This is a genomic window from Pseudomonas sp. GM17, from assembly GCF_000282175.2.
GTDB lineage: Bacteria > Pseudomonadota > Gammaproteobacteria > Pseudomonadales > Pseudomonadaceae > Aquipseudomonas > Aquipseudomonas chlororaphis.
The window spans coordinates 837,275-861,915 of record NZ_CP124732.1; the positions used below are offsets into that span (position 1 = coordinate 837,275).

The window sequence follows — 24,641 nt, forward strand, 5'->3', positions numbered from 1 at the left end:
GTCATACCTCGTTGAGCTGTGTAGCGGCCTGATACGCCGCGCGGCCGCGAGGGCCATGGAAGTATTCGTGAATCCAGGCGTCGTCGGTCTCGGCGACCTGGTCGATGGCATCCGCCACCAGCACCTTTTTCTGTGCCAGCACCGCCACCCGGTCGGTGATGGTGTACAGCGTGTCCAGGTCGTGGGTGACCAGGAACACGCTCAGGCCCAGGGCGTCACGCAGGGTCAGGATCAATTGGTCGAAAGCCGCGGCGCCGATCGGGTCGAGGCCGGCGGTGGGTTCGTCGAGAAACAGGATGTCCGGGTCCAGGGCCAGCGCCCGGGCCAGGGCGGCACGCTTGATCATGCCGCCGGACAGCGAGGCCGGGTATTTGTCGGCCGCCGACAGCGGCAACCCGGCCAGCGCCAGTTTCACCGCCGCCAGGTGCTCGGCGTCGGCGCGGCTCAGGCCGGCATGCTCGATCAGCGGCAGGGCGACGTTTTCGGTCACGGTCAGCGACGAGAACAGCGCGCCCTTCTGGAACAGCACGCCGAAGCGCCGTTCGATCAGCGAGCGCTCATGTTCCGCCAGGCTCGGCAGGTTCTGGCCGAATACCCGCACCGAACCTTCGCTGGGCTGGCGCAGGCCGATGATGCTGCGCAGCAGCACCGACTTGCCGCTGCCCGAACCGCCGACCACCGCGAGGATCTCGCCCTTGTACAGGTCCAGGTCGAGGTTTTCGTGCACGCTCTGCGGGCCGAAGCGATTGCACAGGCCACGGACTTCGATCACCGCCTCGGCGGGCGGACGGGTTGAACGGTTCACCAGCCCATCTCCATGAAGAACAGCGCGGCAACGGCATCGAGGACGATCACCACGAAGATCGATTGCACCACGCTGGAGGTGGTGTGGGCGCCCACGGATTCGGCGCTGCCGCTGACCTTGAAGCCTTCCAGGCAGCCGATGGCGGCGATCAGGAAGGCGAAGATCGGCGCCTTGACCATGCCCACCAGGAAGTGCTGCACGCCGATGTCCGATTGCAGCAGGGCGAGGAACATCGCCGGCGAGATATCCAGCGACAGCGCACAGACCACCCCGCCCCCGACAATTCCCGAGAGCATTGCCAGGAAGGTCAGCATCGGCAGCGCCACCAGCAGCGCCAGGACCCGGGGCAGCACCAGCAGCTCCATCGGGTCCAGGCCCAGGGTGCGGATGGCGTCGATTTCCTCGTTGGCCTTCATCGAGCCGATCTGCGCGGTGAACGCGCTCGCGGTTCGCCCGGCCATGAGGATCGCGGTGAGCAGCACGCCGAACTCACGCAGGAAGGAGAACGCCACCAGGTCCACGGTAAAGATGCTGGCGCCGAAACTCTGCAGCACCGTGGCGCCGAGGAAGGCCACCACGGCGCCCACCAGAAAGGTCAGCAAGGCGACGATGGGCGCGGCGTCGAGGCCGGTCTGCTCGATATGCGCGACCATCGGCGTGATGCGCCAGCGCTTGGGGCGCAGCAGGCCGCGGGCCAGGGTTTCGAGGATCAGGCCGACGAAACCCAGCAGCTTCAGGGTGTCCTGCCAGATGGCGTCGACCGCCTTGCCGATCCGGGTCAGCAACTGGATACCGACCGATATTTCCGGCTCCTTGAGCGGCACGCAGAAATCGGTCAGCGAGCAGTAGACGGTCTGCAGCAGCGCGCGGTCGGCCGAAGACAAGGTGCAGTCGGGGTGTTCGGTGGACTTGCCGAGACGCTCGGAGCCCAGCAGTTCGACCAGCAGCGAGGCGCCCGCGGTATCCAGGGCGCCGAGGCCGTTGAGGTCGATGTGGGTGCTGGCGTCGTACTGTCCGGTGAGCTTTTCGCAGAGGTGCTTGAGCTCGGTGTAATGGACGAGCGTCCAGTCCCCCGCGACTCGCAACCGCGAGGGGGAACTCGACGTATCCAGTTGGGCACTGCCAGCCGTCGTGCTCTGGGTCATAAGCTCCGTGCTTGTATGGTTTTTACGCAGTGCTACGTAATACCACGATCGAGACGACTTTGCCTTGTACTAAGGTGCTGAGTCTTGCCCGTTGGTGCCGGTGATCTTGAAGCGCAGCACGCCGATCACCTGCCCGTCTTCGGTCAGCACCCGGACCTGCCAGCTGCCGGTCGGATCGCCGGGGAAGTTCTGCTTGTGCGACCAGGCGCGGTAGCCCTCCTTGCGCCCGCCGTGGATGTCCAGGGCCACTCGGTCGACCTCTTTACCGTTGAATTGCCAGACGTGATAAATGCGCTCGTCCAGCCCGCGCGGCGCATTGATCGCGGTGTAGGCATACAGCCCGGCGCTGCGCACGTCGTTGGCGCTGACCTCCTTGAGGCTGGCGCCGGGGGTGCGGTCCTGCAACTGGGTGCTGATGGCTTCCTCGGCGATCCACAAGGTCGCCGGCGGAACCCAGGAGCGCAGCAGCCAGCCAGTGCCGCCGATGGCCAGGGTCATGCCCAGCAGCATCAGCGCGCCGCGCAGGTTGCGGATCGGGAAGATCGACGCAAGGCTGGGGAACGACAGCAGCATGGCGATGCCCAGGGCCAGCTTGAAGCTCTGCGCGGTGGTCAGGTGCAGGATGATCGGCAGCGCGGTCAGCAACGCGGCGAACAGCGTCAGGGTGTGCAGGGCGAGGAACAGCCAGCGGCGTGGGGCCAGCCATTTGTAGTACAGCGGGTCGATGATCGAGACCAGCGCCGAGGCGCCCAGCAGGCCGGTGAATACCAGCTGCCCGCTGTTCCAGGCGGTGGTGATGAAGAAGAACGGCAGGACGAAAAACAGGCTTTCCTGGTGAATCATCTGCGTTGCGTAACGCAGCAGCGGCTGGGGGATTTCCCGCTTGAAGATCTTGGTGAACAGCTGGGTCAGGCTGTTTTCCAGCATCAGCCAGATCCAGCTCACCAGCATGATCACGGCGATCCAGGTGGCCAGGCCCTGTTGGCGGTCCACCAGGATGAAACTGCCGACACCGGAAATGAAACCGCCGAGCGCAATGACCCCTGGGTAGCGCTTCATCAGTTCCAGGATGCGCTGCATGTAATGAGTCAGGTTTGGCATTCGGCGATCACACTAGAAAAAATCCCCGACAGAATAACGGTTTAGCATGACAAAAGACGCATCAGGCACGGATTCGTTTGCGATAAGCCCGCCCGCCGAACAGCGCCAGAACAATCAATAACAGTACGCCGAGGATCAGCCCGCTCAAGGCCGCATAGCTCAGCAGCGGTTTTTCGATCCGCAGGTAGCCGGGCTGTTCCAGCAGTTGGCGCATGGCCTGGTTGGCCTGCTTCAGGCTGACGGCTTGCAGGCGCTTGGCCGGATCGCTGAAACGCCCGTCCGCATAGTCGCTCAAGGCGCCCCAGTAGTAGTCCGCCAGGGCGCTATTGCCCTGTACCGCCCAGGCCTGGCGAGCAATGGCGGCCTGTTGCAGGCGGGCGAAGGTCGCCGGCTCCAGGCCGTCCTTGAGCAGTTGCGCCTTGAGCTCGTCGATCGCTTGCCGGGCCTGGGGGACGTCCGCGCGCTCCAGGTCGGCATTCAGGCTGAGAAAGCCGACGCCGCCGAACACCTCGCGTTCGCTGTTCGGCCCGTAGGACAGCTCATGTTGCAGGCGCAGTTTCTGGTACAGCGCCCAGTCCAGGTAATCCTTGAGCAGATCGAAGGTTTCATCGTGCTGCCGGTCGAGGGTCGGCTCGGGGAACAGCCAGTGCAGCTTGGCGCTGTCGCCGACCCAGCCGTGGATCAGGCTGCGCTCGGCGGCGGCCGTTTGTTGAATGTCCGGCAGGCCCTGGTGCTCGCTGGGCTCCACCGGTTCCAACGCGCCGTAGCTGCGTTCCAGGTAGGCCGGCAACAGGCGGTCAAGGTCGCCGACGACGATCAGGGTCATGTTGTTCGGCGCGTACCAGTCCTTGCGCAGCTGCTCCAGCTGTTCCAGGGTCAATTGATCGACCTCGGCCCGTTCGGCGCACTTCAGGCCCAGCTCCACCGCCAGCTGGTTACTGGCGGTATGGCCCAGGTCCTGGCGGTCCAGCCAGCGTTGCAGGTGCGAGTAGTGCCCGCCGTCCTCGCGCTCGACCACCCGTTTCGCCGTTTGCAAGGCAGTGTCGTCGAGTTCGGTGCGGGTCAAGAGGGCCAGCAGCAGGTCCAGCACCTTGCGCTGGTTTTTCGCCGGGGCCTCGATGACGAAGGTGGTGTCGGCATTGCTGGTGTAGGCATTCCACTCGCCGCCCAGGGCTTGCATGCGTTCCTCCAGCCCGCCCTCGCCGCTGGCGTCGATGCCGCTGAACAGCAGGTGTTCGAGCACATGCGGCAGTTCCTTGTCGGCGCAGCCGAAGTCGTCCAGCCCTACCCCGACCACCAGGCGAATCGCCACGTGGCCGCGCACGTTGCCCGGCTTGAGCAGCAACTGCAGGCCGTTGGGCAGCATGTAGCCCTCGACCTGGAAGCGATCCAGGGCAAACGAGTGGGCTGATCCGAGCAGCAGACAGGCGAATAACAGGCAACGCATAACGGGCTTCCTTACGACGGGCGTAAGTTCTACAGACTTCGGGTAACTGTGGACGTTCAGGGTGAATGGGTGATGTCAGCCATATCGTCCACGGCGAGCGCGCCGGTTTCGGAGGAACCCAGCACCACATAGGCGCTGCCGCAGAACAGCGAATTCAGGCGCTTCATATCGGCGATCAGTTCCAGATGCAGCGAGCTGGTCTCGATGCTCTGGACGATTTTACGTTGCAGACGGCTGACATGGGCATGGGCCAGGCGACGTTCTTGAGCGCGAAAGCGGCGTTTTTCCCGCAGCAGCTGGCGCGCGCTTTCCGGATCGGCGCTGAGAAACACCGAAAGCCCCAGGCGCAGGTTGGCGATCAGTTGTTCATGCAGGCCGGCCAGTTCTTCCAGGCCGACTTCGGAAAAGGAGCGACGCTGCGCGGTCTTCTGCTGCTGGACCTTGCGCAACATGCGTTCGATCAGGTCGCTGGCCAGTTTCAGGTTGATCGCCAGTTCGATGATCTCGGCCCAGCGCCGGCTGTCCTGCTCGCCCAGGTCTTCCCGGGGCATCTGCGCCAGGTAGAGTTTGATCGCGTTATAGAGCACTTCGACATCGTCGTTGAGGTTGCGCATTTCCTGGGTGACCGCGGTCTGCTTGCCGTGCAGCACATCGCGCACGGCTTCGAGCATGGTTTCGACCAGGTCGCCGATGCGCAGGGTTTCCCGCGCCGCGTTGGCCAGGGCCAGGCTGGGAGTGGCCAGGGCGGTCGGATCGAGGTGGCGAGGCTTGGCCCGGCCATTGGTTTCCGGGCGTTCCGGCAGCAACCAGGTGCAGACCTTGGCCATCGGCCCGACCGTCGGTAGCAGTACCAGGCAACGCAGGGTGTTGTAGAGCAAGTGGAAACCGATCACCACTTCTTGCGGGCTGAAGTCCAGGCTGTCCATCCAGTGGGCGAGCGGGTCGAGCACCGGAATGATCAGCACCAGGCCAATCAGTTTGTACAGCAGGCTGCCCAGCGCCACCTGGCGGCCGGCGGCGTTCTGCATGTTGGTGCTGAGGAAAGCCAGCACCCCGCTGCCGATGTTGGCGCCGATCACCAGGCCGATGGCCACCGGCAGGCTGATCACGCCGGCGCCGGCCAGGGTCGCGGTGAGCAGCACGGCCGCCAGGCTGGAGTAGGAAATCATGGCGAACAGCGCGCCCATCAGGGCGTCGAGCAGGATGTCGCCGGTCAGCGAGGCGAACAGGACTTTCACGCCCTGGGCATGGGTGATGGGCGCGGCGGCTTCGACGATCAATTGCAGCGCCAGGATAATCAGCCCCAGGCCGATCCCTACCCGCCCGAGCTGGCCGGCGCGGGTCTGTTTGCGCGACAGGAAGAAGATCACCCCGAGAAAGATCAGCAGCGGCGACAGCCAGGACAGGTCGAAGGTCAGTACTCGGGCCATCAGCGCGGTGCCGACGTCGGCGCCGAGCATGGTCGCCAGGGCGGGTGTCAGGGCCATCAGCCCCTGGCCGACGAACGAGGTGACCAGCATCGCCGTGGCGTTGCTGCTCTGGACCATGGCGGTGACCAGGATCCCGGCGATGAAAGCCAACGGACGCTTGGCCATGTTCTGGCCGATCAGGTGGCGCAGGTTCGAGCCATAGACCCGCAGGATGCCGGTGCGGACGATATGCGTGCCCCAGATCAGCAAGGCCACGGCGGACAGCAAATTGAGCAGGGTGAGCATAACGGCCCCCTGTGGTGAATAGCGCCCCAGAGGGGCAAGTTAACGGTGCCGCGCGTTGTTCTACGTTCTGTACTTAAGCTGTAGTTGGCTAACGGTCTGTGCGCCAGCATCGCATAGCTGATGCGGCGATTGAAACAAAACTGTCATAAAGAAAGCGACTTTCTGCAGGCGTGAAAAAGGGGCTCGAAAGCCCCTTTTCCTGCTGCGCTCTCGGGTTATTGACCCGGGATGTCCTTGCGCAGTTTCACCGGGTCCTGCTGCTTTTTCTTTTTCGCGATAGCGGTGCGCATCTTGATGTTGATCGCCTCCACCGCCAGCGAGAAGGCCATGGCGAAGTAGACGTAGCCTTTTGGCACGTGCACTTCGAACGCCTCGGCGATCAGTACGGTACCGACCACCAGCAGGAACGACAGCGCCAGCATCTTCAGCGACGGGTGCTTGTCGATGAACTCGCTGATGGTGCCCGAAGCCAGCATCATCACCAGCACCGCGACGATGATCGCCGCGACCATGACCGGTACATGGGAGACCATGCCGACGGCGGTGATCACCGAGTCCAGGGAGAACACGATGTCGATGATCGCGATCTGGATGATGGTGTAGAGGAAGTTGCCGCCCTTGCCGCCTGGCTCTTCCGCGGTTTCGTCCTCGCCTTCCAGGGAGTGGTACATCTCCTGGGAGCTCTTCCAGAGCAGGAACAGGCCACCGAAGAACAGGATCAGGTCACGCCCGGAAATACCCTGGCCGAAGACCACGAACAGGTCGGCGGTCAGGCGCATGACCCAGGTGATCGACAGCAACAGGAGGATCCGCGTGATCATGGCCAGCGCCAGACCGAAAATCCGGGTCCGTGCCTGCATGTGCTTGGGCATGCGGCTGACCAGGATCGAGATCATGATGATGTTATCGATACCCAGGACGATTTCCAGGGCGGTCAGGGTAAAGAAGGCAACCCAGATTTCCGGGTTGGTCAGCCATTCCATGTGTATTCCTTTGAGCGAGTGTTGTACCGCGCCAGTCAAGATTTCCGAGAACGAAGTCTAGCGGCCGGCGCGGTGAGTCAATTGCTTTTTATAGAGTGCTGAACAGCGGAAAAATCCCCATCAGCAAGGCGGCGAACATTATGCACAGGCAAACCAGCACTGCCCACTTGAGGGTGAAGCGCTGGTGATCGCCGAACTCGATACCGGCCAGGGCTACCAGCAGGTAGGTGGATGGTACCAGCGGGCTCAGCAAGTGCACGGGCTGGCCGACGATCGAGGCACGTGCCATTTCCACCGCGGTGATGCCGTAGTGACTGGCGGCCTCGGCGAGGACTGGCAACACACCGTAATAGAAGGCGTCGTTGGACATGAAGAAGGTGAACGGCATGCTCACCAGCGCGGTGATTACCGCCAGGTACGGGCCCAGTGCATCCGGAATCACCGCCAGCAGGCTCTTGGACATGGCATCGACCATGCCGGTACCGGACAGGATGCCGGTGAAGATGCCGGCGGCGAAGATCAGCCCGACCACCGCCAGCACGCTGCCGGCATGGGCCGCGACGCGATCCTTCTGCTGTTGCAGGCACGGGTAGTTGACGATCATCGCGATACTGAAGGCCACCATGAACAGCACAGGCAGCGGCAACAGGCCGGCGATCAGTGCGCACATCAGGGCGAAGGTCAGGGCGCCGTTGAACCAGATCAGCTTCGGACGACGAGCATCCGGGAACTGCGAAACGCTGATTTCGCTGTGGTCGATCTCGTCGCCCTGCAGGTGCAGTTCGCCCAGGCGCGCCCGTTCGCGCTTGCCGTACATGTAGGCGATTGCCAGGATTGCCACCACGCCGGCCAGCATCGCCGGGATCATCGGCACGAAGATGTCCGACGGGTCGACATGCAGCGCACTGGCGGCACGGGCGGTCGGGCCACCCCAGGGGGTCATGTTCATCACGCCGCCGGCCAGGATGATCAGGCCGGCCATGATCCGCGGGCTCATGCCGATGCGGCTGTACAGCGGCAGCATGGCCGCCACGCAGATCATGTAGGTGGTGGCGCCGTCACCGTCCAGGGACACCACCAGCGCGAGCACGGCGGTACCAACCGAGACTTTGAGCGGGTCACCCTTGACCAGTTTGAGGATCTTGCGCACGGCCGGGTCGAACAGGCCGGAGTCGATCATCAGGGCGAAATACAGGATGGCGAACATCAGCATCACGCCGGTCGGCGCCAGCTTGGTGATGCCTTCGAGCATCATCGGGCCGATCTTCGGAGCGAAGCCGCCGAACAGCGCGAACAGGATAGGAACGATGATCAGGGCGATCAGCGCGGACAGGCGCTTGGTCATGATCAGGAACATGAAGGTGATGACCATGGCGAAGCCAAGGAAAGTCAGCATGGGAATACTCCAGGCGTAGCGCGGCTAGGGAATGGCGAACCGGATGGGGTCAGCGCAGAACGGGAAGCGCGGGAAGGGCTGGAGAAAGCGGGACGAAAAGGCGGGTACGAACGGACATCAGAATCACCATTGTTGTTGTTAATTGGGCCTGGAGGCGCAAAAACGCCCATTGGCCAACCGGTCTGTTGCCGGCAGTGGAGGCGATCCTAATCGCGGAAGCTTTCAGCTACCTTTCGTTGTAGAAAGCAATGAGTGGATGCGTCGCGAGCCGACGTGCGGTCAAAAAACAACCAGATCGGCCCGTTGGCCGAGTTTTCCGGAACAGTCGCTGGGAGGTCCTCGTATGAGCCTGTTGCACACCGGCGGTTGCCACTGCGGCCAGCTGCGTTATCAGTTCAGCGGGCCATTGTGCGATATCGCCCATTGCCATTGTTCGATCTGCCGACGGGTCAGCGGTGGCCTGGTGACTACCTGGATCACCCTGCCCCGCCAGGCTTTCCAATGGCTGGCCGGGACGCCGGCCCGCTACGACTCTTCGCCCGGTTGTGCGCGGTATTTCTGCTCGAACTGCGGAGCGCATCTGGCGCTGGTCACCCAATTGAGCCCGGACAGCATCGATGTGACCATCGCCACCCTGGACCATCCGGAGCTGGCGCCGGCCGAGCGGCATATCTGGACCGACAGCCGTTTGCCCTGGCTGCACCTGGATGAGCAGTTGCCGGGAGAGGCCGAGGAGACGTTGTAAGGTTGTGGGATCGCTTCGCGGGCAAGCCTCGTTCCTGCGCATTCTCGTAGGAGCGAGGCTTGCCCGCGAAGCTTTTGACGTCAGGGCAGTTCCAGCCCGCCCGCGGCTTTGTGCAGGGCCCGCAGATGTTCGCCGAGCTGTTTCAGGTTGGCCTCGTTGGCGGCGATTTCGGCAGCGCGGCTCGGCTCCAGCAACGCGCGCACTTCCTTGTCCAGATCGCCGGTCAGGGCTTGCAGCTGTTTCTGGCGCAGGCTGCTTTCCGCTTCCAGGCGTTGCCATTCGCTCGGCTGCGGCAAGCCATAACCGCTGCTACCGAGCAATTCGGCCGGGCGACTGAGGAAGCCACTGTTGGCGAGGATTTCCTGCAGAGTCTTGTTGGCCTTGTCCATGCCGCCGCTTTGCAGCTCGCGAGCCCCCAGATAACGCTGCTTGACCTCATCCTGGGCCAGCAGCAGCTGGCGCCGGAAGCTCGCCTGTTCGAGCAGCAGCAAGGCGGCGCTGGTGCGCAGGTCCGCCTGGTCGAACCACTGGCGACGCTGCGCGGCACTCAGGGACAGCCAGTCTTCGACGCTGTTCTGTTTGATCGGCAGGTGCTTTTTCAACACCTCGAACATCGCCTGGTAGCGGTCGCGGAAGGAGTCGAAGCGATACCCCAGGCGCAAGGCTTCGCGAGGATCGTCCAATACGCTGGTGTCGGCCAGGCCGCGGCCCTTGAGCACTTCCAGCAGGCCGTTGGGCATGATGCTGTCGAGCCCGGTGAGCTGGGCATTGTTGCTGCCGCTGCGCAGCAGCTTCAGGCTTTCCACGGCGCAGTTGTTGGACAGGAAGTAATAGTTGCCGTCGTAGCTCCAGTGCATCTCGGCGGCACGCTCGACCACTTCTTCGATCTCGTTGCGCGACAGGTTCAGCGGCACCGAAGCCAGGCTGCGCAGCTCGGTCTTGGTGTATTCATCGATGACCTGGGCCAATGGCAGGATAAACAGGCGGGACGGGTATTTGCCGACCAGGCCGTCCCAGCTCGACAGCTGCACGTCACCGACAAAGGCGCGGTAGGACAGCACCAGGTGCTGCTCGAGATCCAGCCGGCAATCCGGCCCGCGCGGCCGGCCAGGCGCGCAGATCACCAGGCGCAACATACTGTGCCCCCAGCGGCTGACCCAGTTCTGGTTGGCCTCGGCCAGCAGGTAATCCACGGCATAGACCCGCTCCGGGTCGACCTTGCCCAGCGGTTGCTTGGCGAAGTCGTTGCCGGCATTGAGGAAGGCGAAGGACTGGGCGCAGGTGTCCTTGGCCTTCGGTGCCCAGCCGAAGTGTTCCTGGTAATAACGGTACAGCGCCGGTCGGCGGCAGGCGTAGCTCGGGTCCAGGAGGAAGTACTCCATGTTCACCGCGACGAACTCTTTGGGGTTGGTCGTTTCGTAGATATCCGGGCTGCGGGCGACCTGGCGGTTGTACTGCTCGCGTTCGCCGCGGCGGCCAACGTATTGCGGCCAGCCGGCGAGGTCGAGCAGGCGCGGGTCGTCGCTGAGGGTGAAGCGGCGCGCGGTCTGGCCACGGCACTGGTCTGGCAGCCCGATCAGGCCCGAGGCACTGTTCTGGCGGCTGCAGCGCTGGATCAGCGTGCGTTCGGCGCCCGACCACAGGCGCGAACGGTCATAAATATGGGTGAGTTCGTGCAGCACGGTGGCGAGCATTTCCCGGCGCACGGTGCCATGGGGGCGATGGGTTTTCTGGGTGGCCGCGCTGCCGTCGGTGAGGCTGGCCAGCAGTTTGCGATTCAGGTCGAGTTCGTCGACCAGCGATGCCTGGCCGTAGGCGTTGTGAGGCATGTCGTCGGTCCAGCCGACATCGATGCGACGGTCCAGTTGTTCGATGAAGCGCGGCGGCAGCGCTTGCATCGCTTCATCCAGCAGCGCCTGGCTGGCGTGCTGCTGCTCCGGGCTCAAGCCTTCGGTCTTGAGCCGCAGTTGCAGGCCGGCCTGAGCGCTGTTGCCCAGGAGTAACAGCGCTGCGCCCAGCAGCCAGGCGGCGAGCGGCCTCACAGTGCGAGGATGGCTTCGGCGAGCACCTGGTCACTGGCGCCGCGGGCTTGCGGCACACGGTTACGCAAGGTATCGAAGGCGGCTTCCAGTTGGGCGCCACGAATATCGCCGTCGCTGGCGACGAAGCTGGCGGCGTCGTCATGGGCGGCACGTACGATTTTCGAGTCGCGGATGGAGGTGGTGGTGTCCGAGGTGAAATCGATGGTACGACCAAAGGCTCGAACGATGATGTTACTGGTGGCTACCAGGGTTTGCGCCTGGGCCACATCAGCCAACAGCAACAGGCCAAGGGTGGCAGCAATCAGCGGGCTACGCATGGAACGACTCCGGGATGACAGGGATAGTTATTGGACGAGAATTGCCTGCGCCAGTTCAAGGTCGCCGACATGAAGTTGTGGCTGGGTTTTACGCAGGTATTTCAGGGCTGATTCCAGCCGGGCTCCGCGCAGGTGGCCGTCAGTGGCAATGAACGCCGCGGCATCATCCTGGGCCGCCAGTACGCGTTTGTTGTCGAAAGGCGCGGAGGTCACTTTGCTGGTGGCGTAGCCCGTGATGACCAGGCCTTGCGTGCTCAGGTCGAAAGCAGCGGCCGAGCCAGTCCAACACAGGACAATCAACGAAGGGACGGTAAGCAAGGTGGAAAAACGCATGAGTCTCGACAGCTGGAAAACCAGCGGCAAGGCTAGCGCAATGCCCGGGCGAGAGCCAGCGCCCAGGGTTTCGGGTGCGTTGGCGCACCCGTCACCGGACCGGGGGTCAGATCGTCAGGATGGCCTGAGCGAGTTGGGCGTCAGTAGCGCTCAGTTGTGGCAACTGCTGGCGGATGTGGTCAAACGCGCTTTCCAGCTTCACACCGCGAATGGCGCCTTCGGTAGCGACAAAACTGGCGGCATCGTCACGAGCGGCGCGCACGATTTTGTTGTCACGGAACGAGGATGTGACGTCGGAAGTCGCATCGGAAGTGGCCTTGAGTGCGCCGACTACCGCATCGGTGGTAACGATAAAGCTGGAGGCGTGGGCGTTGGAGGCCAAGGCCAGCAAGGCAGCAGCGCTGAGCAGGCGAAGACGGGACATAGGTAAAACTCCTTGATAACAGATAGGGTGGTGCTGAGTGGGCACCGGGTAGTCACTGTGGGGCAGATGAATCAGACGCCCCTTCAGGAAAATCGCTACACGCTATCGGATATTAGGCCCACCCCATCTGTTCGAATAGCCCTCTTCTGCTGTCCTGGTGCGAACTAGCGCCAGAAGGGCTTATCCAGTTCGGCCATGCGATCACTGTGGCTGATACCTACATCGGATAATTGCTGATCGTTGAGCCCTGCCAGCACACGACGTGTTCGGGCGTTCTGCTGCATCTGGCACAAGGCGCGGTACAAGCGTTTCCACACGCTTATCTGAGGATGGGAAAAGCTGAGAGGTGCGATACGTCCTGGTATGTGGTTCATGGTGCGGTCCTTTCGGCAGGCCGAAGTCAGGGACTTGGGACACCATGTTGCTATTCATGCAGGCATGCATACAGATACACCGGTATAAAATTGTACTGGTTCAGTTCTATTTATATTTAAACTGTATCTGTCGAGCCATACCCTTTCTGTACCGGCGGCTTCCGGCAGTGCCAGGCCTTAAACGACAAAACCCGTCGCGGTTGCCCGCGACGGGTTTCGTTTTTTCAATTCGGGGTGCTGGCGGTGGACCCGGTGGGTCAGAGCCAGCGACGCTAACTTAGCGCCAGAACGGCTTGCTCAGCTCTTCGTAGCGTTGAGCTTCGCTGATACCTGCGTCAGCCAGCAGACGCGAATCCAGGCGAGCCAGTTGGTGGCGGCTGGAGATGCGGCGCTGCCACAGCATCAGGTTGGCGAGAACGCGCAGAGGCAGGGAAGCCTGGGTTTTTGCAGCTTTGTCTTCGAAGAACAGTTCGGAACTGAGTGTACGTTCCATGGTGTGCATCCTTCCGCTTGTGGCGGGATTAGGTAGTGGTTTAACTGGTGCCCATGATCCTCCTCTCGCGCCAGTCTCTGTAGATACAGTTCATCTGTATTGTGAGGGACCAGTTAACTGTTTATAGGTGCTGTACTGTTCGGAAATGATGCAACTGTACTTGTCGGCACCATTTAGGTGCGCTTACGGATGTTTTCTTGAAAAAGGTAGGGTTTTGAGGGGGTAAAAGACCGGTACAGCAGTACAGTTTTTGACAAGTGTTTAAGGGGTGTCGATGAGCTGACGCAACTGTGCTTGCGTCAGCCATCGACTGTACCCATCACACAGCGAGCATGCGCCCGGTTTCCTCCAGGTTCATGTGCCAGCGCAGAGCATCGCGCAGGACGTGTGGTGTGTGACCGCCCAGGGCGCAGGCGGCGGTGAAGTAGTCATTCAGGGGCTGGCGATAGTCCGGGTGTACACAGTTGTCGATGATTACCCGTGCCCGCTCCCGTGGCGCCAGACCACGCAGGTCGGCCAGGCCGATCTCGGTCACCAGGATGTCGACGTCGTGCTCGGTGTGGTCGACGTGACTGACCATCGGCACCACGCTGGAAATCGCCCCGCCTTTGGCAATGGACTTGGTGACGAAGATCGCCAGGTGCGCGTTGCGCGCGAAGTCCCCCGAACCACCGATGCCGTTCATCATCCGCGTGCCGCAGACGTGGGTGGAGTTGACGTTGCCGTAGATGTCGAACTCCAGGGCGGTGTTGATGCCGATGATGCCCAGGCGACGCACCACTTCCGGGTGGTTGGAGATCTCCTGCGGGCGCAGTACCAGCTTGTCCTTGTAACGCTCCAGGTTGCCGAACACATCGGCGTTGCGGCGGCTCGACAGGGTGATCGAGCTGCCTGAGGCGAAGCTCAGCTTGCCGGCGTCGATCAGGTCGAAAGTCGAGTCCTGCAGCACTTCGGAGTACATGGTCAGGTCTTCGAACGGCGATTCGATCAGGCCGCACATCACCGCGTTGGCGATATTGCCGATGCCTGCCTGCAGCGGGCCGAGCTTGTTGCTCATGCGGCCAGCGTCCACTTCCTGCTTGAAGAAGTTGATCAGGTGATTGGCGATCCCCTGGGTTTCGCTGTCAGGGGTCGAGACGGTGGATGGCGAGTCCGCCTGGTTGGTGATGACGATCGCGACGATCTTCTCCGCCGGGATCGGGATGGCGGTGCTGCCGATACGGTCGTCGACCTTCACCAGCGGGATGGGCGTGCGGGTCGGCCGGTAGGTCGGGATATAGATGTCGTGCAGACCTTCCAGGTTCGGGTTGTGCGCCAGGTTGATCTCGACGATCACGTGCTTGGCGAAGATTGCGAAACTGGCGGAGTTGCCCACCGAGGTGGTCGGCACGATATGGCCCTGCTCGGTGATCGCCACGGCTTCGATGACGGCGATGTCCGGCAGCTTGAGCTGCTGGTTGCGCAACTGTTCCACGGTTTCCGACAGGTGCTGGTCGATGAACATCACCTCGCCGGCATTGATCGCCTTGCGCAGGGTACTGTCGACCTGGAACGGCATGCGTCGGGCCAGGACACCGGCCTCGGTGAGTTGCTTGTCGAGGTCATTGCCCAGGCTGGCGCCGGTCATCAGGCTGATTTTCAGTGGGGTTACCTTGGCGCGCTCGGCCAACGCATGGGGCACGGCCTTGGCTTCGCCGGCGCGGGTGAAACCGCTCATGCCGACGGTCATGCCGTCCTGAATCAGAGCGGCAGCGTCGGCGGCGCTCATCACCTTATCCAACAACGAAGGCAAGCGGATACGATCACGGTACATGGATTGTTATCTCGGGCAGCGGAAGCAAGATGCGCAGTCTAGTGATTTCAAAAAAATTCGTCCCGCTACCAAGGTCGAATGAAAGGCCGCGATTTAGAGCCTTTTGTCGGGTTTGTGCGGGAAATAAAAAACCCCAGCCTACTAAAGGCTGAGGTCTTGGGTGTTGCGCTGGAGCAGGTTTACTCGACGGCTTTGACCATGTCTTCGATGACTTTCTTGGCGTCGCCGAACACCATCATGGTCTTGTCCAGGTAGAACAGTTCGTTGTCCAGGCCGGCATAGCCGCTGGCCATCGAACGCTTGTTGACGATGATGGTCTTGGCCTTGAACGCCTCGAGAATCGGCATGCCGGCGATCGGCGATTTCGGATCGTTCTTCGCCGCCGGGTTGACCACGTCGTTGGCGCCGAGCACCAGCACCACGTCGGCCTGGCCGAACTCGGAGTTGATGTCTTCCATCTCGAACACCTGGTCGTACGGTACTTCGGCCTCGGCCAGCAGCACGTTCATGTGGCCGGGCATGCGCCCTGCTACCGGGTGGATCGCGTACTTCACGGTCACGCCACGGTGTACCAGTTTCTCGGTCAGTTCCTTCAGTGCGTGCTGTGCCCGCGCGACTGCCAGGCCGTAACCCGGAACGATGATCACGGTGTCGGCGTTGGTCAGCAGGAAGGTCGCGTCGTCGGCCGAGCCGGACTTCACCGGGCGGGCTTCTTGCGCGCCCGCCGGGCCGCCAGCGTCTGCAGTGTTGCCGAAGCCGCCAAGCAGTACGTTGAAGAACGAACGGTTCATCGCCTTGCACATGATGTACGACAGGATCGCACCGGACGAACCCACCAGGGAGCCGGCGATGATCAGCATCGAGTTGTTCAGCGAGAAGCCGATCCCCGCCGCCGCCCAGCCCGAATAACTGTTGAGCATCGACACCACCACCGGCATGTCGGCACCGCCGATCGGGATGATGATCAGCACGCCCAGCACGAAGGCCAGGACCAGCATCAGGGCGAAGGCGCCGAGGTTGCCCGTGAGCATGAAGGTCACGCCCAGGCCCAGGGTCGCCAGGCCGAGAACCAGGTTCAGCTTGTGTTGGCCGCCGAACTGTACCGGTGCGCCCTGGAACAGGCGGAACTTGTACTTGCCCGACAGCTTGCCGAAGGCGATCACCGAACCGGAGAAGGTAATGGCACCGATGGCCGCGCCGAGGAACAGCTCCAGGCGGTTACCGGCCGGAATCGCATCACCCAGTTGCTTGACGATGCCCAGGGACTGCGGCTCGACCACGGCGGCGATGGCAATGAACACCGCAGCCAGACCGATCATGCTGTGCATGAAGGCCACCAGCTCCGGCATCTTGGTCATTTCCACGCGCTTGGCCATGATCGAGCCGGCGGTGCCACCGATCAGCAGGCCGACAATCACGTAGCCGATGCCAACGGTCGCCAGCTCCGCGCCGAGCTTGAATACCAGGCCGACGGTGGTGACGATCGCCAGGGCCATGCCGAGCATGCCGAACAGGTTGCCGCGGCGCGAGGAGGTCGGGTGCGACAGGCCTTTGAGGGCCTGGATAAAGCAGATCGACGCGATCAGGTAGAGCGTCGTTACCAGATTCATGCTCATTACTTGGGCGCCTCTTCTTTTACGGCTTTCGGGGCTTTTTTCTTGAACATCTCAAGCATGCGGCGGGTTACCAGGAAGCCGCCGAACACGTTGACCGCGGCCAGGGCCACGGCCAGCGTGCCCATGGTCTTGCCCAGCGGCGTCACGGTCAGGGCGGCGGCCAGCATGGCGCCGACGATCACGATCGCCGAAATGGCGTTGGTCACCGCCATCAGCGGCGTGTGCAGTGCGGGTGTAACGTTCCAGACCACGTGATAACCGACATAAATCGCCAGCACGAAGATGATCAGGTTGTAGATACCGGGGAGATAAGCTCTTCCATCGTCTGAATCTCTGCTTAGGCGTTTTTACGGATGACTTGGCCGTCGCGGCACATCAGGCACGCGGCGACGATGTCGTCTTCTAGGTTGACCTCGAACTGACCTTCTTTGGTGAAGACGAGCTTCAGGAAGTCCAGCAGGTTGCGGGCGTACAGCGCCGAGGCGTCGGCAGCGACAGCGCCGGCCAGGTTGGTCGGGCCGACGATGGTCACGCCATTCTCGACCACCACCTGATCCGCCACGGTCAGCGGGCAGTTGCCGCCCTGGGCCGCGGCGAGGTCGACAACCACCGATCCCGGCTTCATCTGGGCCACGGTTTCGGCGCTCAGCAGTACTGGCGCCTTGCGGCCTGGAATCAGGGCGGTGGTGATCACGATGTCGGCCTGCTTGGCGCGTTCGTGCACGGCCTGGGCCTGGCGCTGCATCCAGCTGGCAGGCATCGGGCGTGCGTAGCCACCGACACCGACGGCGCATTCACGCTCCTCATCGGTCTCGTAAGGCACGTCGACGAACTTGGCCCCCAGGGATTCGATCTGTTCCTTGACCGCCGGACGTACGTCCGAGGCCTCGATCACGGCGCCCAGGCGCTTGGCGGTGGCGATGGCCTGCAGGCCGGCAACGCCGGCACCGAGAATCAGTACGCGAGCGGCTTTCACGGTGCCCGCGGCGGTCATCAGCATCGGCATGAAGCGCGGGTAATAGTGGGCAGCCAGCAGCACCGCCTTGTAACCGGCGATGTTGGCTTGCGAGGACAGCACATCCAGGCTCTGAGCCCGCGAGGTACGCGGCGCTGCTTCCAGGGCGAAGGCGGTGATGCCGCGCTCGGCCATCTTGGCAATGGTTTCATTGCTGAACGGATTGAGCATGCCCACCAGGACGGTGCCGCTCTTGATCAGGGCCAGTTCGCTGTCGCTGGGAGCCACGACCTTGAGAATCAGCTCCGCGCCGAATGCATCGTTGGCGCTGCCAATGGTTGCACCTGCCGCTTCATAGGCACTGTCGACAACACTGGCGTTGATGCCGGCGCCGCTCTGCACAGTGACTTTATGACCCTGGCCGATCAGTTTCTTGATGGTTTCCGGGGTTGCAGCAACCCGTGTTTCACCCGTTTGGGTCTCGAGAGGAACACCAATGTGCACGTCAAATCTCCTGCGTGATCTTATTGCTTTCGATCTTTTTTAGAAGGCCAGCGCACTACGGATGGTGCAGCTGGGGCGGCCGATCAGCACGATCCCGCCAGAATCAAGGCGGGGCGCGGCATTTTGCAGGCGAACATTACGCCCTTCAAGGGATTATGAGGGGTGACGGAAAATTAACTACAAGTCACCCCGTGACCGAATGTCGCAAGGGTCGGGCTCAATCCCTTGTAAGCCGTGCCTTGTAAGGATTTCGACGGAAAATAAAACATTTTTCACATTGTTCATGTGAATGGGCGTTTATGGCCCTAAAAAAGCCCTATAAGCCGCGTGGTTAGGCACTTATAGGACGGTTGTTCCGCTTATCGATACAGTCTGCCTAAATGCGACATTTAGTTATATCTGTAGTGTTTTGTTTTTTCTGACTACGAGGTCAGCTTGTCGCCCTGCCCTGCTATTTCTCAAGGCTGTAGCCTTGTGCCTGTTCCACCAGCCAATCACGAAAAGCCCGTAAAGACGCTGATTCCACCTTGCGCTCGGGAATCATCAGGTAATACGCCTTGATGCTCGCCAGTGCTTCGGGGTTGGCGATCACCAGGTGCTTTTCCCTCAACTCCCGTTGAATAAGGAATGGCGGGATCAGGGCGATACCCATGTCGTGCATGGCGGCTTGCGCCAGCATGGAGAATAGTTCGTAACGCGGGCCTGTCATGTCTCGTGGGATATTCAGGTGCTGTGAGTTGAACCATTGCCGCCAGGCATAGGGGCGCGTGGTCTGCTGCAGCAGCGGCAACTCGGCGATTTCTTCGGCGCTTAGCCGGGTGCGGTTGCCCAGGGTTTCGGGGCTGCATACCGGCATCGGGTTTTCTCCCATCAGGCGATGGGATTGGGTACCCGACCAGTCGGCATCGCCAAAGTAAATCGCGGCGTCGAAGTCGGTATCGGCGAACAGGAAAGGCCGGGTGCGGTTGGTCAGGTTGACCGTGACTTCCGGGTGTCGCTGCTGAAAGTCCTTGAGTCGGGGCAACAGCCATTGGGTGCCAAAGGTCGGGACCACTGCCAGCTCGATGACATTGGCGCCCTGCTGGCCCATGACGGACAGCGTGTCGCGTTCCACTGCGTCCAGTTGAGTCGCCACGCGGCGGCTGTAGGAGAGCCCTGCCTCGGTCAGCTTGACGCCGCGTCGGGACCGGCGGAACAGTTCGACCCCGAGAAACTCTTCCAGGCTGGCGATCTGTCGGCAAATTGCACCTTGGGTCAGCGAAAGCTCCTGCGCCGCCTTGGTAAAGCTCTCGTGACGGGCGGCGGCTTCGAAGCTGACGAGGGCGGCAGTGCTGGGGATCTTTCTGCGCATGTACGGCAATCTCACTAATGGAATCGCTAAAAGCCACTTTCGGCTGTTACGGAGTGAGAAATTAGCACAACAGTATGCGAAATCCTCGTTTGCCGCGCCCGCAAAGCCGGCCTAGGATCAGTCCACGAACGTTGACCTACTTCACGAGGACTCACTCATGGGCGGTAAAGCAAGCTTCAACTGGATCGATCCCCTTCTGCTGGATCAACAGCTCACTGAGGAGGAGCGCATGGTGCGCGACAGTGCCGAGCAATTCGCTCAAGGCAAGCTGGCGCCGCGTGTGCTCGAAGCTTTCCGTCATGAAAAGACCGACCCGGCGATCTTCCGCGAAATGGGCGAAGTCGGCCTGCTGGGTGCCACCATTCCCGAACAGTACGGTGGCAGTGGTCTGAATTATGTCTGCTACGGCCTGATTGCCCGCGAAGTGGAGCGTGTTGACTCTGGCTACCGCTCGATGATGAGCGTGCAGTCCTCCCTGGTGATGGTGCCGATCAATGAATTTGGTACCGAAGCCCAGAAGCAGAAGTATTTGCCGAAGCTGGCCTCTGGCGAGTGGATCGGCTGCTTTGGTCTGACCGAGCCTAACCATGGCTCCGACCCGGGCGCGATGATTTCCCGTGCCCGTAAGGTCGATGGCGGTTACAGCCTGACTGGTAGCAAGATGTGGATCACCAACAGCCCGATTGCTGACGTGTTCGTGGTCTGGGCTAAGGACGATGCTGGGGATATCCGCGGCTTCGTACTGGAGAAAGGTTGGAAAGGTCTGAGTGCTCCAGCGATTCACGGTAAGGTCGGCCTGCGCGCTTCCATTACCGGCGAAATCGTCATGGACAACGTCTTTGTGCCGGAAGAGAACATCTTCCCGGATGTACGGGGTCTGAAAGGTCCGTTCACCTGCCTGAACTCTGCCCGCTACGGTATTTCCTGGGGCGCCCTGGGTGCGGCCGAGTTCTGCTGGCACACCGCTCGCCAATACACGTTGGACCGTCAGCAATTCGGCCGCCCGCTGGCGGCTACCCAACTGATCCAGAAAAAACTGGCGGACATGCAGACCGAGATCACCCTCGCCCTTCAAGGCTGCCTGCGTTTGGGCCGGATGAAGGATGAAGGTACGGCGGCGGTGGAAATCACCTCGATCATGAAGCGCAACTCTTGCGGCAAGTCGCTGGACATCGCTCGCATGGCCCGTGACATGCTGGGCGGTAACGGCATCTCCGACGAGTTCGGCATTGCCCGTCACCTGGTCAACCTGGAGGTGGTGAACACTTACGAAGGGACCCATGATGTCCATGCGCTGATCCTGGGGCGCGCGCAGACGGGCATCCAGGCGTTCTACTGATAGGAGAACGACCATGGGCGCGTTATCTCATTTGCGGGTGCTGGACTTGTCGCGAGTGCTGGCCGGGCCTTGGGCCGGTCAGATCCTGGCGGACCTGGGGGCCGAGGTGATCAAGGTCGAGCGTCCGGGTAACGGTGACGATACGCGCGCCTGGGGGCCGCCTTTCCTCAAGGACGCCTATGGCGAGAACACTACGGAGGCTGCCTATTACCTGTCGGCCAACCGAAACAAGCAGTCGGTGACTATCGACTTCACTCGGCCGGAAGGTCAGCGCCTGGTGCGCGAGCTGGCGGCCAAGTCCGACATTCTGATCGAGAACTTCAAGGTTGGCGGTCTGGCGGCCTATGGATTGGACTATCAGTCGCTGAAGGCGCTCAACCCTAACCTGATCTATTGCTCCATTACCGGCTTTGGCCAGACGGGGCCTTATGCCAAGCGTGCCGGCTACGACTTCATGATCCAGGGGCTGGGCGGGCTGATGAGCCTGACCGGGCGTCCCGAGGGGGATGAGGGCGCCGGGCCGGTGAAGGTCGGCGTGGCATTGACGGATATCCTGACGGGGTTGTACTCGACTGTGGCGATTCTTGCCGCATTGGCGCACCGGCAGCATGACGGCGGTGGGCAGCACATTGATATGGCGTTGCTGGATGTACAGGTTGCGTGCCTGGCCAACCAGGCGATGAACTACCTGACCACCGGAGTCGCTCCCAAGCGCCTGGGTAATGCTCACCCGAATATCGTGCCTTATCAGGACTTTCCCACGGCGGATGGCGATTTCATCCTTACCGTGGGAAATGACGGGCAGTTCCGCAAGTTTGCCGAGGTGGCGGGCCAGCCGCAGTGGGCGGACGATCCGCGCTTTGCGACTAATAAGCTGCGGGTTGCCAATCGGGCGGTGCTGATTCCATTGATCCGTCAGGCCACGGTGTTCAAGACCACCGCTGAGTGGGTCGCCCAGTTGGAGCAGGCGGGGGTGCCTTGCGGCCCTATCAACGACCTGGCGCAGATGTTCGAGGACCCGCAGGTCAAAGCGCGCGGGTTGGCGATCGAGCTGCCTCATGCGTTGGCGGGGTTGGTGCCTCAGGTAGCGAGTCCGATCCGTCTCTCCGAGACGCCGGTCGAGTACCGTTATGCGCCTCCTCTATTAGGAGAGCATACCGCCCAGGTTCTGCAGCGAGTGCTGGGGCTTGAGCTTGAGTCCGTGGATGCCTTGCGAGCCTCGGGCGTGGTGTGAATGCGCTCTTCTATATAGAGAACATCTGATCCCTTCTATATAAGAGGCCTGAAAACACCCCTTTTGGGGTGTTTTCAGGTTTATTCATAGTAAAAGCAAATTAGGGGTTGACGGCAGATTCTGGAAGTCTATAATTCGCCCCACTTCCGGCGCAGTCGAAACGGAAAGCTCCTTGAGATTCAACGAGTTACGAGGTTTTCGACAGTGGTTACGCTTCAGTTCATCGAAGCCCGAAGGAGTTGATTCGGCAGTAAGTTTTCGCCGAGTTAACGATTCGATCTTCTCGGTCGAAAGCGGAGAAAAAGAGGTGTTGACAGCAGCGTGTAACGCTGTAGAATTCGCCTCCCGCTGACGAGAGATCGGAAGCGCAAGTGGTTGAAGTTGCAAAGGAAACTTTGAAAGCTTCTTAAAATAACCGCTTGACAGATACAGAGGCTGCTGTAGAATGCGCGCCTCGGTTGAGACGAAAGACTTAACCAACCGCTCTTTAACAACTGAATCAAGCAATTCGTGTGGGTGCTTGTGGAGTCAGACTGATAGTCAGAAAGATTATCAGCATCACAAGTTACTCCGCGAGAAATCAAAGATGTAACCAACGATTGCTGAGCCAAGTTTAGGGTTTTCTCAAAACCCAAAGATGTTTGAACTGAAGAGTTTGATCATGGCTCAGATTGAACGCTGGCGGCAGGCCTAACACATGCAAGTCGAGCGGTAGAGGGGTGCTTGCACCTCTTGAGAGCGGCGGACGGGTGAGTAATGCCTAGGAATCTGCCTGGTAGTGGGGGATAACGTTCGGAAACGGACGCTAATACCGCATACGTCCTACGGGAGAAAGCAGGGGACCTTCGGGCCTTGCGCTATCAGATGAGCCTAGGTCGGATTAGCTAGTTGGTGAGGTAATGGCTCACCAAGGCGACGATCCGTAACTGGTCTGAGAGGATGATCAGTCACACTGGAACTGAGACACGGTCCAGACTCCTACGGGAGGCAGCAGTGGGGAATATTGGACAATGGGCGAAAGCCTGATCCAGCCATGCCGCGTGTGTGAAGAAGGTCTTCGGATTGTAAAGCACTTTAAGTTGGGAGGAAGGGTACTTACCTAATACGTGAGTATTTTGACGTTACCGACAGAATAAGCACCGGCTAACTCTGTGCCAGCAGCCGCGGTAATACAGAGGGTGCAAGCGTTAATCGGAATTACTGGGCGTAAAGCGCGCGTAGGTGGTTCGTTAAGTTGGATGTGAAATCCCCGGGCTCAACCTGGGAACTGCATCCAAAACTGGCGAGCTAGAGTATGGTAGAGGGTGGTGGAATTTCCTGTGTAGCGGTGAAATGCGTAGATATAGGAAGGAACACCAGTGGCGAAGGCGACCACCTGGACTGATACTGACACTGAGGTGCGAAAGCGTGGGGAGCAAACAGGATTAGATACCCTGGTAGTCCACGCCGTAAACGATGTCAACTAGCCGTTGGGAGCCTTGAGCTCTTAGTGGCGCAGCTAACGCATTAAGTTGACCGCCTGGGGAGTACGGCCGCAAGGTTAAAACTCAAATGAATTGACGGGGGCCCGCACAAGCGGTGGAGCATGTGGTTTAATTCGAAGCAACGCGAAGAACCTTACCAGGCCTTGACATCCAATGAACTTTCCAGAGATGGATTGGTGCCTTCGGGAGCATTGAGACAGGTGCTGCATGGCTGTCGTCAGCTCGTGTCGTGAGATGTTGGGTTAAGTCCCGTAACGAGCGCAACCCTTGTCCTTAGTTACCAGCACGTCATGGTGGGCACTCTAAGGAGACTGCCGGTGACAAACCGGAGGAAGGTGGGGATGACGTCAAGTCATCATGGCCCTTACGGCCTGGGCTACACACGTGCTACAATGGTCGGTACAGAGGGTTGCCAAGCCGCGAGGTGGAGCTAATCCCACAAAACCGATCGTAGTCCGGATCGCAGTCTGCAACTCGACTGCGTGAAGTCGGAATCGCTAGTAATCGCGAATCAGAATGTCGCGGTGAATACGTTCCCGGGCCTTGTACACACCGCCCGTCACACCATGGGAGTGGGTTGCACCAGAAGTAGCTAGTCTAACCTTCGGGAGGACGGTTACCACGGTGTGATTCATGACTGGGGTGAAGTCGTAACAAGGTAGCCGTAGGGGAACCTGCGGCTGGATCACCTCCTTAATCGACGACATCAGCTGCTTCATAAGCTCCCACACGAATTGCTTGATTCATTGAAGAAGACGATTGGGTCTGTAGCTCAGTTGGTTAGAGCGCACCCCTGATAAGGGTGAGGTCGGCAGTTCGAATCTGCCCAGACCCACCAATTACTGGTGCACCCTGTAGCGATACGGGGCCATAGCTCAGCTGGGAGAGCGCCTGCCTTGCACGCAGGAGGTCAGCGGTTCGATCCCGCTTGGCTCCACCATTACAGATTGGTGTCCATCGTTTAAAGCTTAGAAATGAGCATTCCATCAAGTTGATGGTGAATGTTGATTTCTGATCTTTATCAG

21 protein-coding genes, 2 tRNA genes and 1 rRNA gene are annotated in these 24,641 nt (G+C 60.9%); 6 read left to right on the forward strand and 18 right to left on the reverse strand.

The window, feature by feature from the left end; translation table 11 throughout:
- Window position 1: 1 nt before the first annotated feature.
- The 7 genes from PMI20_RS03840 to PMI20_RS03870 form a co-directional block, all read right to left on the reverse strand.
- Entirely contained in the window at window positions 2–805 is an 804-nt protein-coding gene (locus PMI20_RS03840; RefSeq protein ID WP_007924271.1) for an ABC transporter ATP-binding protein, read from the reverse strand.
- A complete protein-coding gene (locus PMI20_RS03845) occupies window positions 802–1,950 on the reverse strand; it encodes an ABC transporter permease (protein ID WP_007924269.1) in 1,149 nt (382 codons plus the stop codon). The genes PMI20_RS03840 and PMI20_RS03845 overlap by 4 nt, the downstream gene beginning before the upstream one ends.
- Before the next feature lie 69 nt (window positions 1,951–2,019).
- Entirely contained in the window at window positions 2,020–3,051 is a 1,032-nt protein-coding gene (locus tag PMI20_RS03850; protein WP_007924268.1) for a DUF5924 family protein, read from the reverse strand.
- A 61-nt stretch (window positions 3,052–3,112) separates the two neighbouring features.
- Window positions 3,113–4,498, reverse strand: a complete 1,386-nt coding sequence (locus PMI20_RS03855) for a M16 family metallopeptidase (RefSeq protein WP_007924266.1) — start codon at window positions 4,496–4,498, stop codon at window positions 3,113–3,115.
- Window positions 4,499–4,554: 56 nt separating this feature from the next.
- On the reverse strand, window positions 4,555–6,213 hold the full coding sequence (locus tag PMI20_RS03860; RefSeq protein WP_007924264.1) for a Na/Pi cotransporter family protein: 1,659 nt from the start codon (window positions 6,211–6,213) through the stop codon (window positions 4,555–4,557).
- A gap of 215 nt (window positions 6,214–6,428) precedes the next feature.
- Window positions 6,429–7,196 (reverse strand): TerC family protein, encoded by a 768-nt coding sequence (locus PMI20_RS03865; RefSeq protein ID WP_007924262.1) that lies wholly within the window; start codon window positions 7,194–7,196, stop codon window positions 6,429–6,431.
- Between the two features lie 88 nt (window positions 7,197–7,284).
- A complete protein-coding gene (locus tag PMI20_RS03870) occupies window positions 7,285–8,592 on the reverse strand; it encodes a CitMHS family transporter (protein WP_007924260.1) in 1,308 nt (435 codons plus the stop codon).
- 343 nt (window positions 8,593–8,935) lie between these two features.
- Between PMI20_RS03870 and PMI20_RS03875 the strand changes: the two genes are divergently transcribed.
- Window positions 8,936–9,337 carry a GFA family protein gene (locus tag PMI20_RS03875; protein ID WP_007924258.1) on the forward strand — a complete coding sequence of 134 codons (402 nt, stop codon included), beginning with the start codon at window positions 8,936–8,938 and terminating at the stop codon, window positions 9,335–9,337.
- A gap of 80 nt (window positions 9,338–9,417) precedes the next feature.
- Here the strand turns inward: PMI20_RS03875 and PMI20_RS03880 are convergent, their stop codons facing one another.
- The 11 genes from PMI20_RS03880 to PMI20_RS03930 form a co-directional block, all read right to left on the reverse strand.
- On the reverse strand, window positions 9,418–11,379 hold the full coding sequence (locus PMI20_RS03880; protein ID WP_007924256.1) for a DUF7844 domain-containing protein: 1,962 nt from the start codon (window positions 11,377–11,379) through the stop codon (window positions 9,418–9,420).
- On the reverse strand, window positions 11,376–11,696 hold the full coding sequence (locus PMI20_RS03885; protein ID WP_007924254.1) for a DUF2388 domain-containing protein: 321 nt from the start codon (window positions 11,694–11,696) through the stop codon (window positions 11,376–11,378). The genes PMI20_RS03880 and PMI20_RS03885 overlap by 4 nt, the downstream gene beginning before the upstream one ends.
- A gap of 27 nt (window positions 11,697–11,723) precedes the next feature.
- On the reverse strand, window positions 11,724–12,029 hold the full coding sequence (locus PMI20_RS03890; protein WP_007924252.1) for a DUF2388 domain-containing protein: 306 nt from the start codon (window positions 12,027–12,029) through the stop codon (window positions 11,724–11,726).
- A 106-nt stretch (window positions 12,030–12,135) separates the two neighbouring features.
- Window positions 12,136–12,453 (reverse strand): DUF2388 domain-containing protein, encoded by a 318-nt coding sequence (locus tag PMI20_RS03895; RefSeq protein WP_007924251.1) that lies wholly within the window; start codon window positions 12,451–12,453, stop codon window positions 12,136–12,138.
- A gap of 164 nt (window positions 12,454–12,617) precedes the next feature.
- Window positions 12,618–12,827, reverse strand: a complete 210-nt coding sequence (locus tag PMI20_RS03900; protein ID WP_007924249.1) for a DUF1127 domain-containing protein — start codon at window positions 12,825–12,827, stop codon at window positions 12,618–12,620.
- A gap of 277 nt (window positions 12,828–13,104) precedes the next feature.
- Entirely contained in the window at window positions 13,105–13,320 is a 216-nt protein-coding gene (locus PMI20_RS03905; protein WP_007924247.1) for a DUF1127 domain-containing protein, read from the reverse strand.
- A 319-nt stretch (window positions 13,321–13,639) separates the two neighbouring features.
- A complete protein-coding gene (gene scpC / locus PMI20_RS03910; RefSeq protein ID WP_007924245.1) occupies window positions 13,640–15,133 on the reverse strand; it encodes a succinyl-CoA:acetate CoA-transferase ScpC in 1,494 nt (497 codons plus the stop codon).
- 179 nt (window positions 15,134–15,312) lie between these two features.
- A complete protein-coding gene (locus tag PMI20_RS03915) occupies window positions 15,313–16,749 on the reverse strand; it encodes an NAD(P)(+) transhydrogenase (Re/Si-specific) subunit beta (RefSeq protein ID WP_007924243.1) in 1,437 nt (478 codons plus the stop codon).
- Window positions 16,749–17,048 carry an NAD(P) transhydrogenase subunit alpha part 2 gene (locus PMI20_RS03920; RefSeq protein ID WP_284173321.1) on the reverse strand — a complete coding sequence of 100 codons (300 nt, stop codon included), beginning with the start codon at window positions 17,046–17,048 and terminating at the stop codon, window positions 16,749–16,751. The genes PMI20_RS03915 and PMI20_RS03920 overlap by 1 nt, the downstream gene beginning before the upstream one ends.
- 38 nt (window positions 17,049–17,086) lie before the next feature.
- Window positions 17,087–18,208: a Re/Si-specific NAD(P)(+) transhydrogenase subunit alpha gene (locus PMI20_RS03925; protein ID WP_007924238.1), complete on the reverse strand. Its 1,122-nt coding sequence runs from the start codon at window positions 18,206–18,208 to the stop codon at window positions 17,087–17,089.
- 451 nt (window positions 18,209–18,659) lie between these two features.
- Entirely contained in the window at window positions 18,660–19,559 is a 900-nt protein-coding gene (locus PMI20_RS03930; RefSeq protein ID WP_007924237.1) for a LysR family transcriptional regulator, read from the reverse strand.
- Between the two features lie 157 nt (window positions 19,560–19,716).
- Between PMI20_RS03930 and PMI20_RS03935 the strand changes: the two genes are divergently transcribed.
- From PMI20_RS03935 to PMI20_RS03955, 5 genes are all read left to right on the forward strand, one after another.
- Window positions 19,717–20,898 (forward strand): acyl-CoA dehydrogenase, encoded by a 1,182-nt coding sequence (locus PMI20_RS03935; RefSeq protein ID WP_007924234.1) that lies wholly within the window; start codon window positions 19,717–19,719, stop codon window positions 20,896–20,898.
- A 13-nt stretch (window positions 20,899–20,911) separates the two neighbouring features.
- A complete protein-coding gene (locus tag PMI20_RS03940) occupies window positions 20,912–22,132 on the forward strand; it encodes a CaiB/BaiF CoA transferase family protein (protein ID WP_007924229.1) in 1,221 nt (406 codons plus the stop codon).
- Between the two features lie 643 nt (window positions 22,133–22,775).
- Window positions 22,776–24,312 (forward strand): 16S ribosomal RNA (locus PMI20_RS03945).
- Between the two features lie 65 nt (window positions 24,313–24,377).
- Window positions 24,378–24,454: transfer RNA gene (locus PMI20_RS03950), tRNA-Ile, on the forward strand.
- A gap of 26 nt (window positions 24,455–24,480) precedes the next feature.
- Window positions 24,481–24,556, forward strand: a tRNA-Ala gene (locus tag PMI20_RS03955).
- Window positions 24,557–24,641 lie beyond the last annotated feature (85 nt).

What these genes read in the sequence shown, in the direction of transcription:
- PMI20_RS03870 (WP_007924260.1), bottom strand. Translation starts at nt 8,592, where the DNA reads ATGCTGACTTTCCTTGGCTTCGCCATGGTCATCACCTTCATGTTCCTG.
- PMI20_RS03935 (WP_007924234.1), top strand. Translation starts at nt 19,717, where the DNA reads ATGGGCGGTAAAGCAAGCTTCAACTGGATCGATCCCCTTCTGCTGGAT.
- PMI20_RS03930 (WP_007924237.1), bottom strand. Translation starts at nt 19,559, where the DNA reads ATGCGCAGAAAGATCCCCAGCACTGCCGCCCTCGTCAGCTTCGAAGCC.
- PMI20_RS03850 (WP_007924268.1), bottom strand. Translation starts at nt 3,051, where the DNA reads ATGCCAAACCTGACTCATTACATGCAGCGCATCCTGGAACTGATGAAG.
- PMI20_RS03940 (WP_007924229.1), top strand. Translation starts at nt 20,912, where the DNA reads ATGGGCGCGTTATCTCATTTGCGGGTGCTGGACTTGTCGCGAGTGCTG.
- scpC (WP_007924245.1), bottom strand. Translation starts at nt 15,133, where the DNA reads ATGTACCGTGATCGTATCCGCTTGCCTTCGTTGTTGGATAAGGTGATG.
- PMI20_RS03845 (WP_007924269.1), bottom strand. Translation starts at nt 1,950, where the DNA reads ATGACCCAGAGCACGACGGCTGGCAGTGCCCAACTGGATACGTCGAGT.
- PMI20_RS03865 (WP_007924262.1), bottom strand. Translation starts at nt 7,196, where the DNA reads ATGGAATGGCTGACCAACCCGGAAATCTGGGTTGCCTTCTTTACCCTG.
- PMI20_RS03855 (WP_007924266.1), bottom strand. Translation starts at nt 4,498, where the DNA reads ATGCGTTGCCTGTTATTCGCCTGTCTGCTGCTCGGATCAGCCCACTCG.
- PMI20_RS03915 (WP_007924243.1), bottom strand. Translation starts at nt 16,749, where the DNA reads ATGAGCATGAATCTGGTAACGACGCTCTACCTGATCGCGTCGATCTGC.
- PMI20_RS03875 (WP_007924258.1), top strand. Translation starts at nt 8,936, where the DNA reads ATGAGCCTGTTGCACACCGGCGGTTGCCACTGCGGCCAGCTGCGTTAT.
- PMI20_RS03895 (WP_007924251.1), bottom strand. Translation starts at nt 12,453, where the DNA reads ATGTCCCGTCTTCGCCTGCTCAGCGCTGCTGCCTTGCTGGCCTTGGCC.
- PMI20_RS03885 (WP_007924254.1), bottom strand. Translation starts at nt 11,696, where the DNA reads ATGCGTAGCCCGCTGATTGCTGCCACCCTTGGCCTGTTGCTGTTGGCT.
- PMI20_RS03860 (WP_007924264.1), bottom strand. Translation starts at nt 6,213, where the DNA reads ATGCTCACCCTGCTCAATTTGCTGTCCGCCGTGGCCTTGCTGATCTGG.
- PMI20_RS03890 (WP_007924252.1), bottom strand. Translation starts at nt 12,029, where the DNA reads ATGCGTTTTTCCACCTTGCTTACCGTCCCTTCGTTGATTGTCCTGTGT.
- PMI20_RS03905 (WP_007924247.1), bottom strand. Translation starts at nt 13,320, where the DNA reads ATGGAACGTACACTCAGTTCCGAACTGTTCTTCGAAGACAAAGCTGCA.
- PMI20_RS03900 (WP_007924249.1), bottom strand. Translation starts at nt 12,827, where the DNA reads ATGAACCACATACCAGGACGTATCGCACCTCTCAGCTTTTCCCATCCT.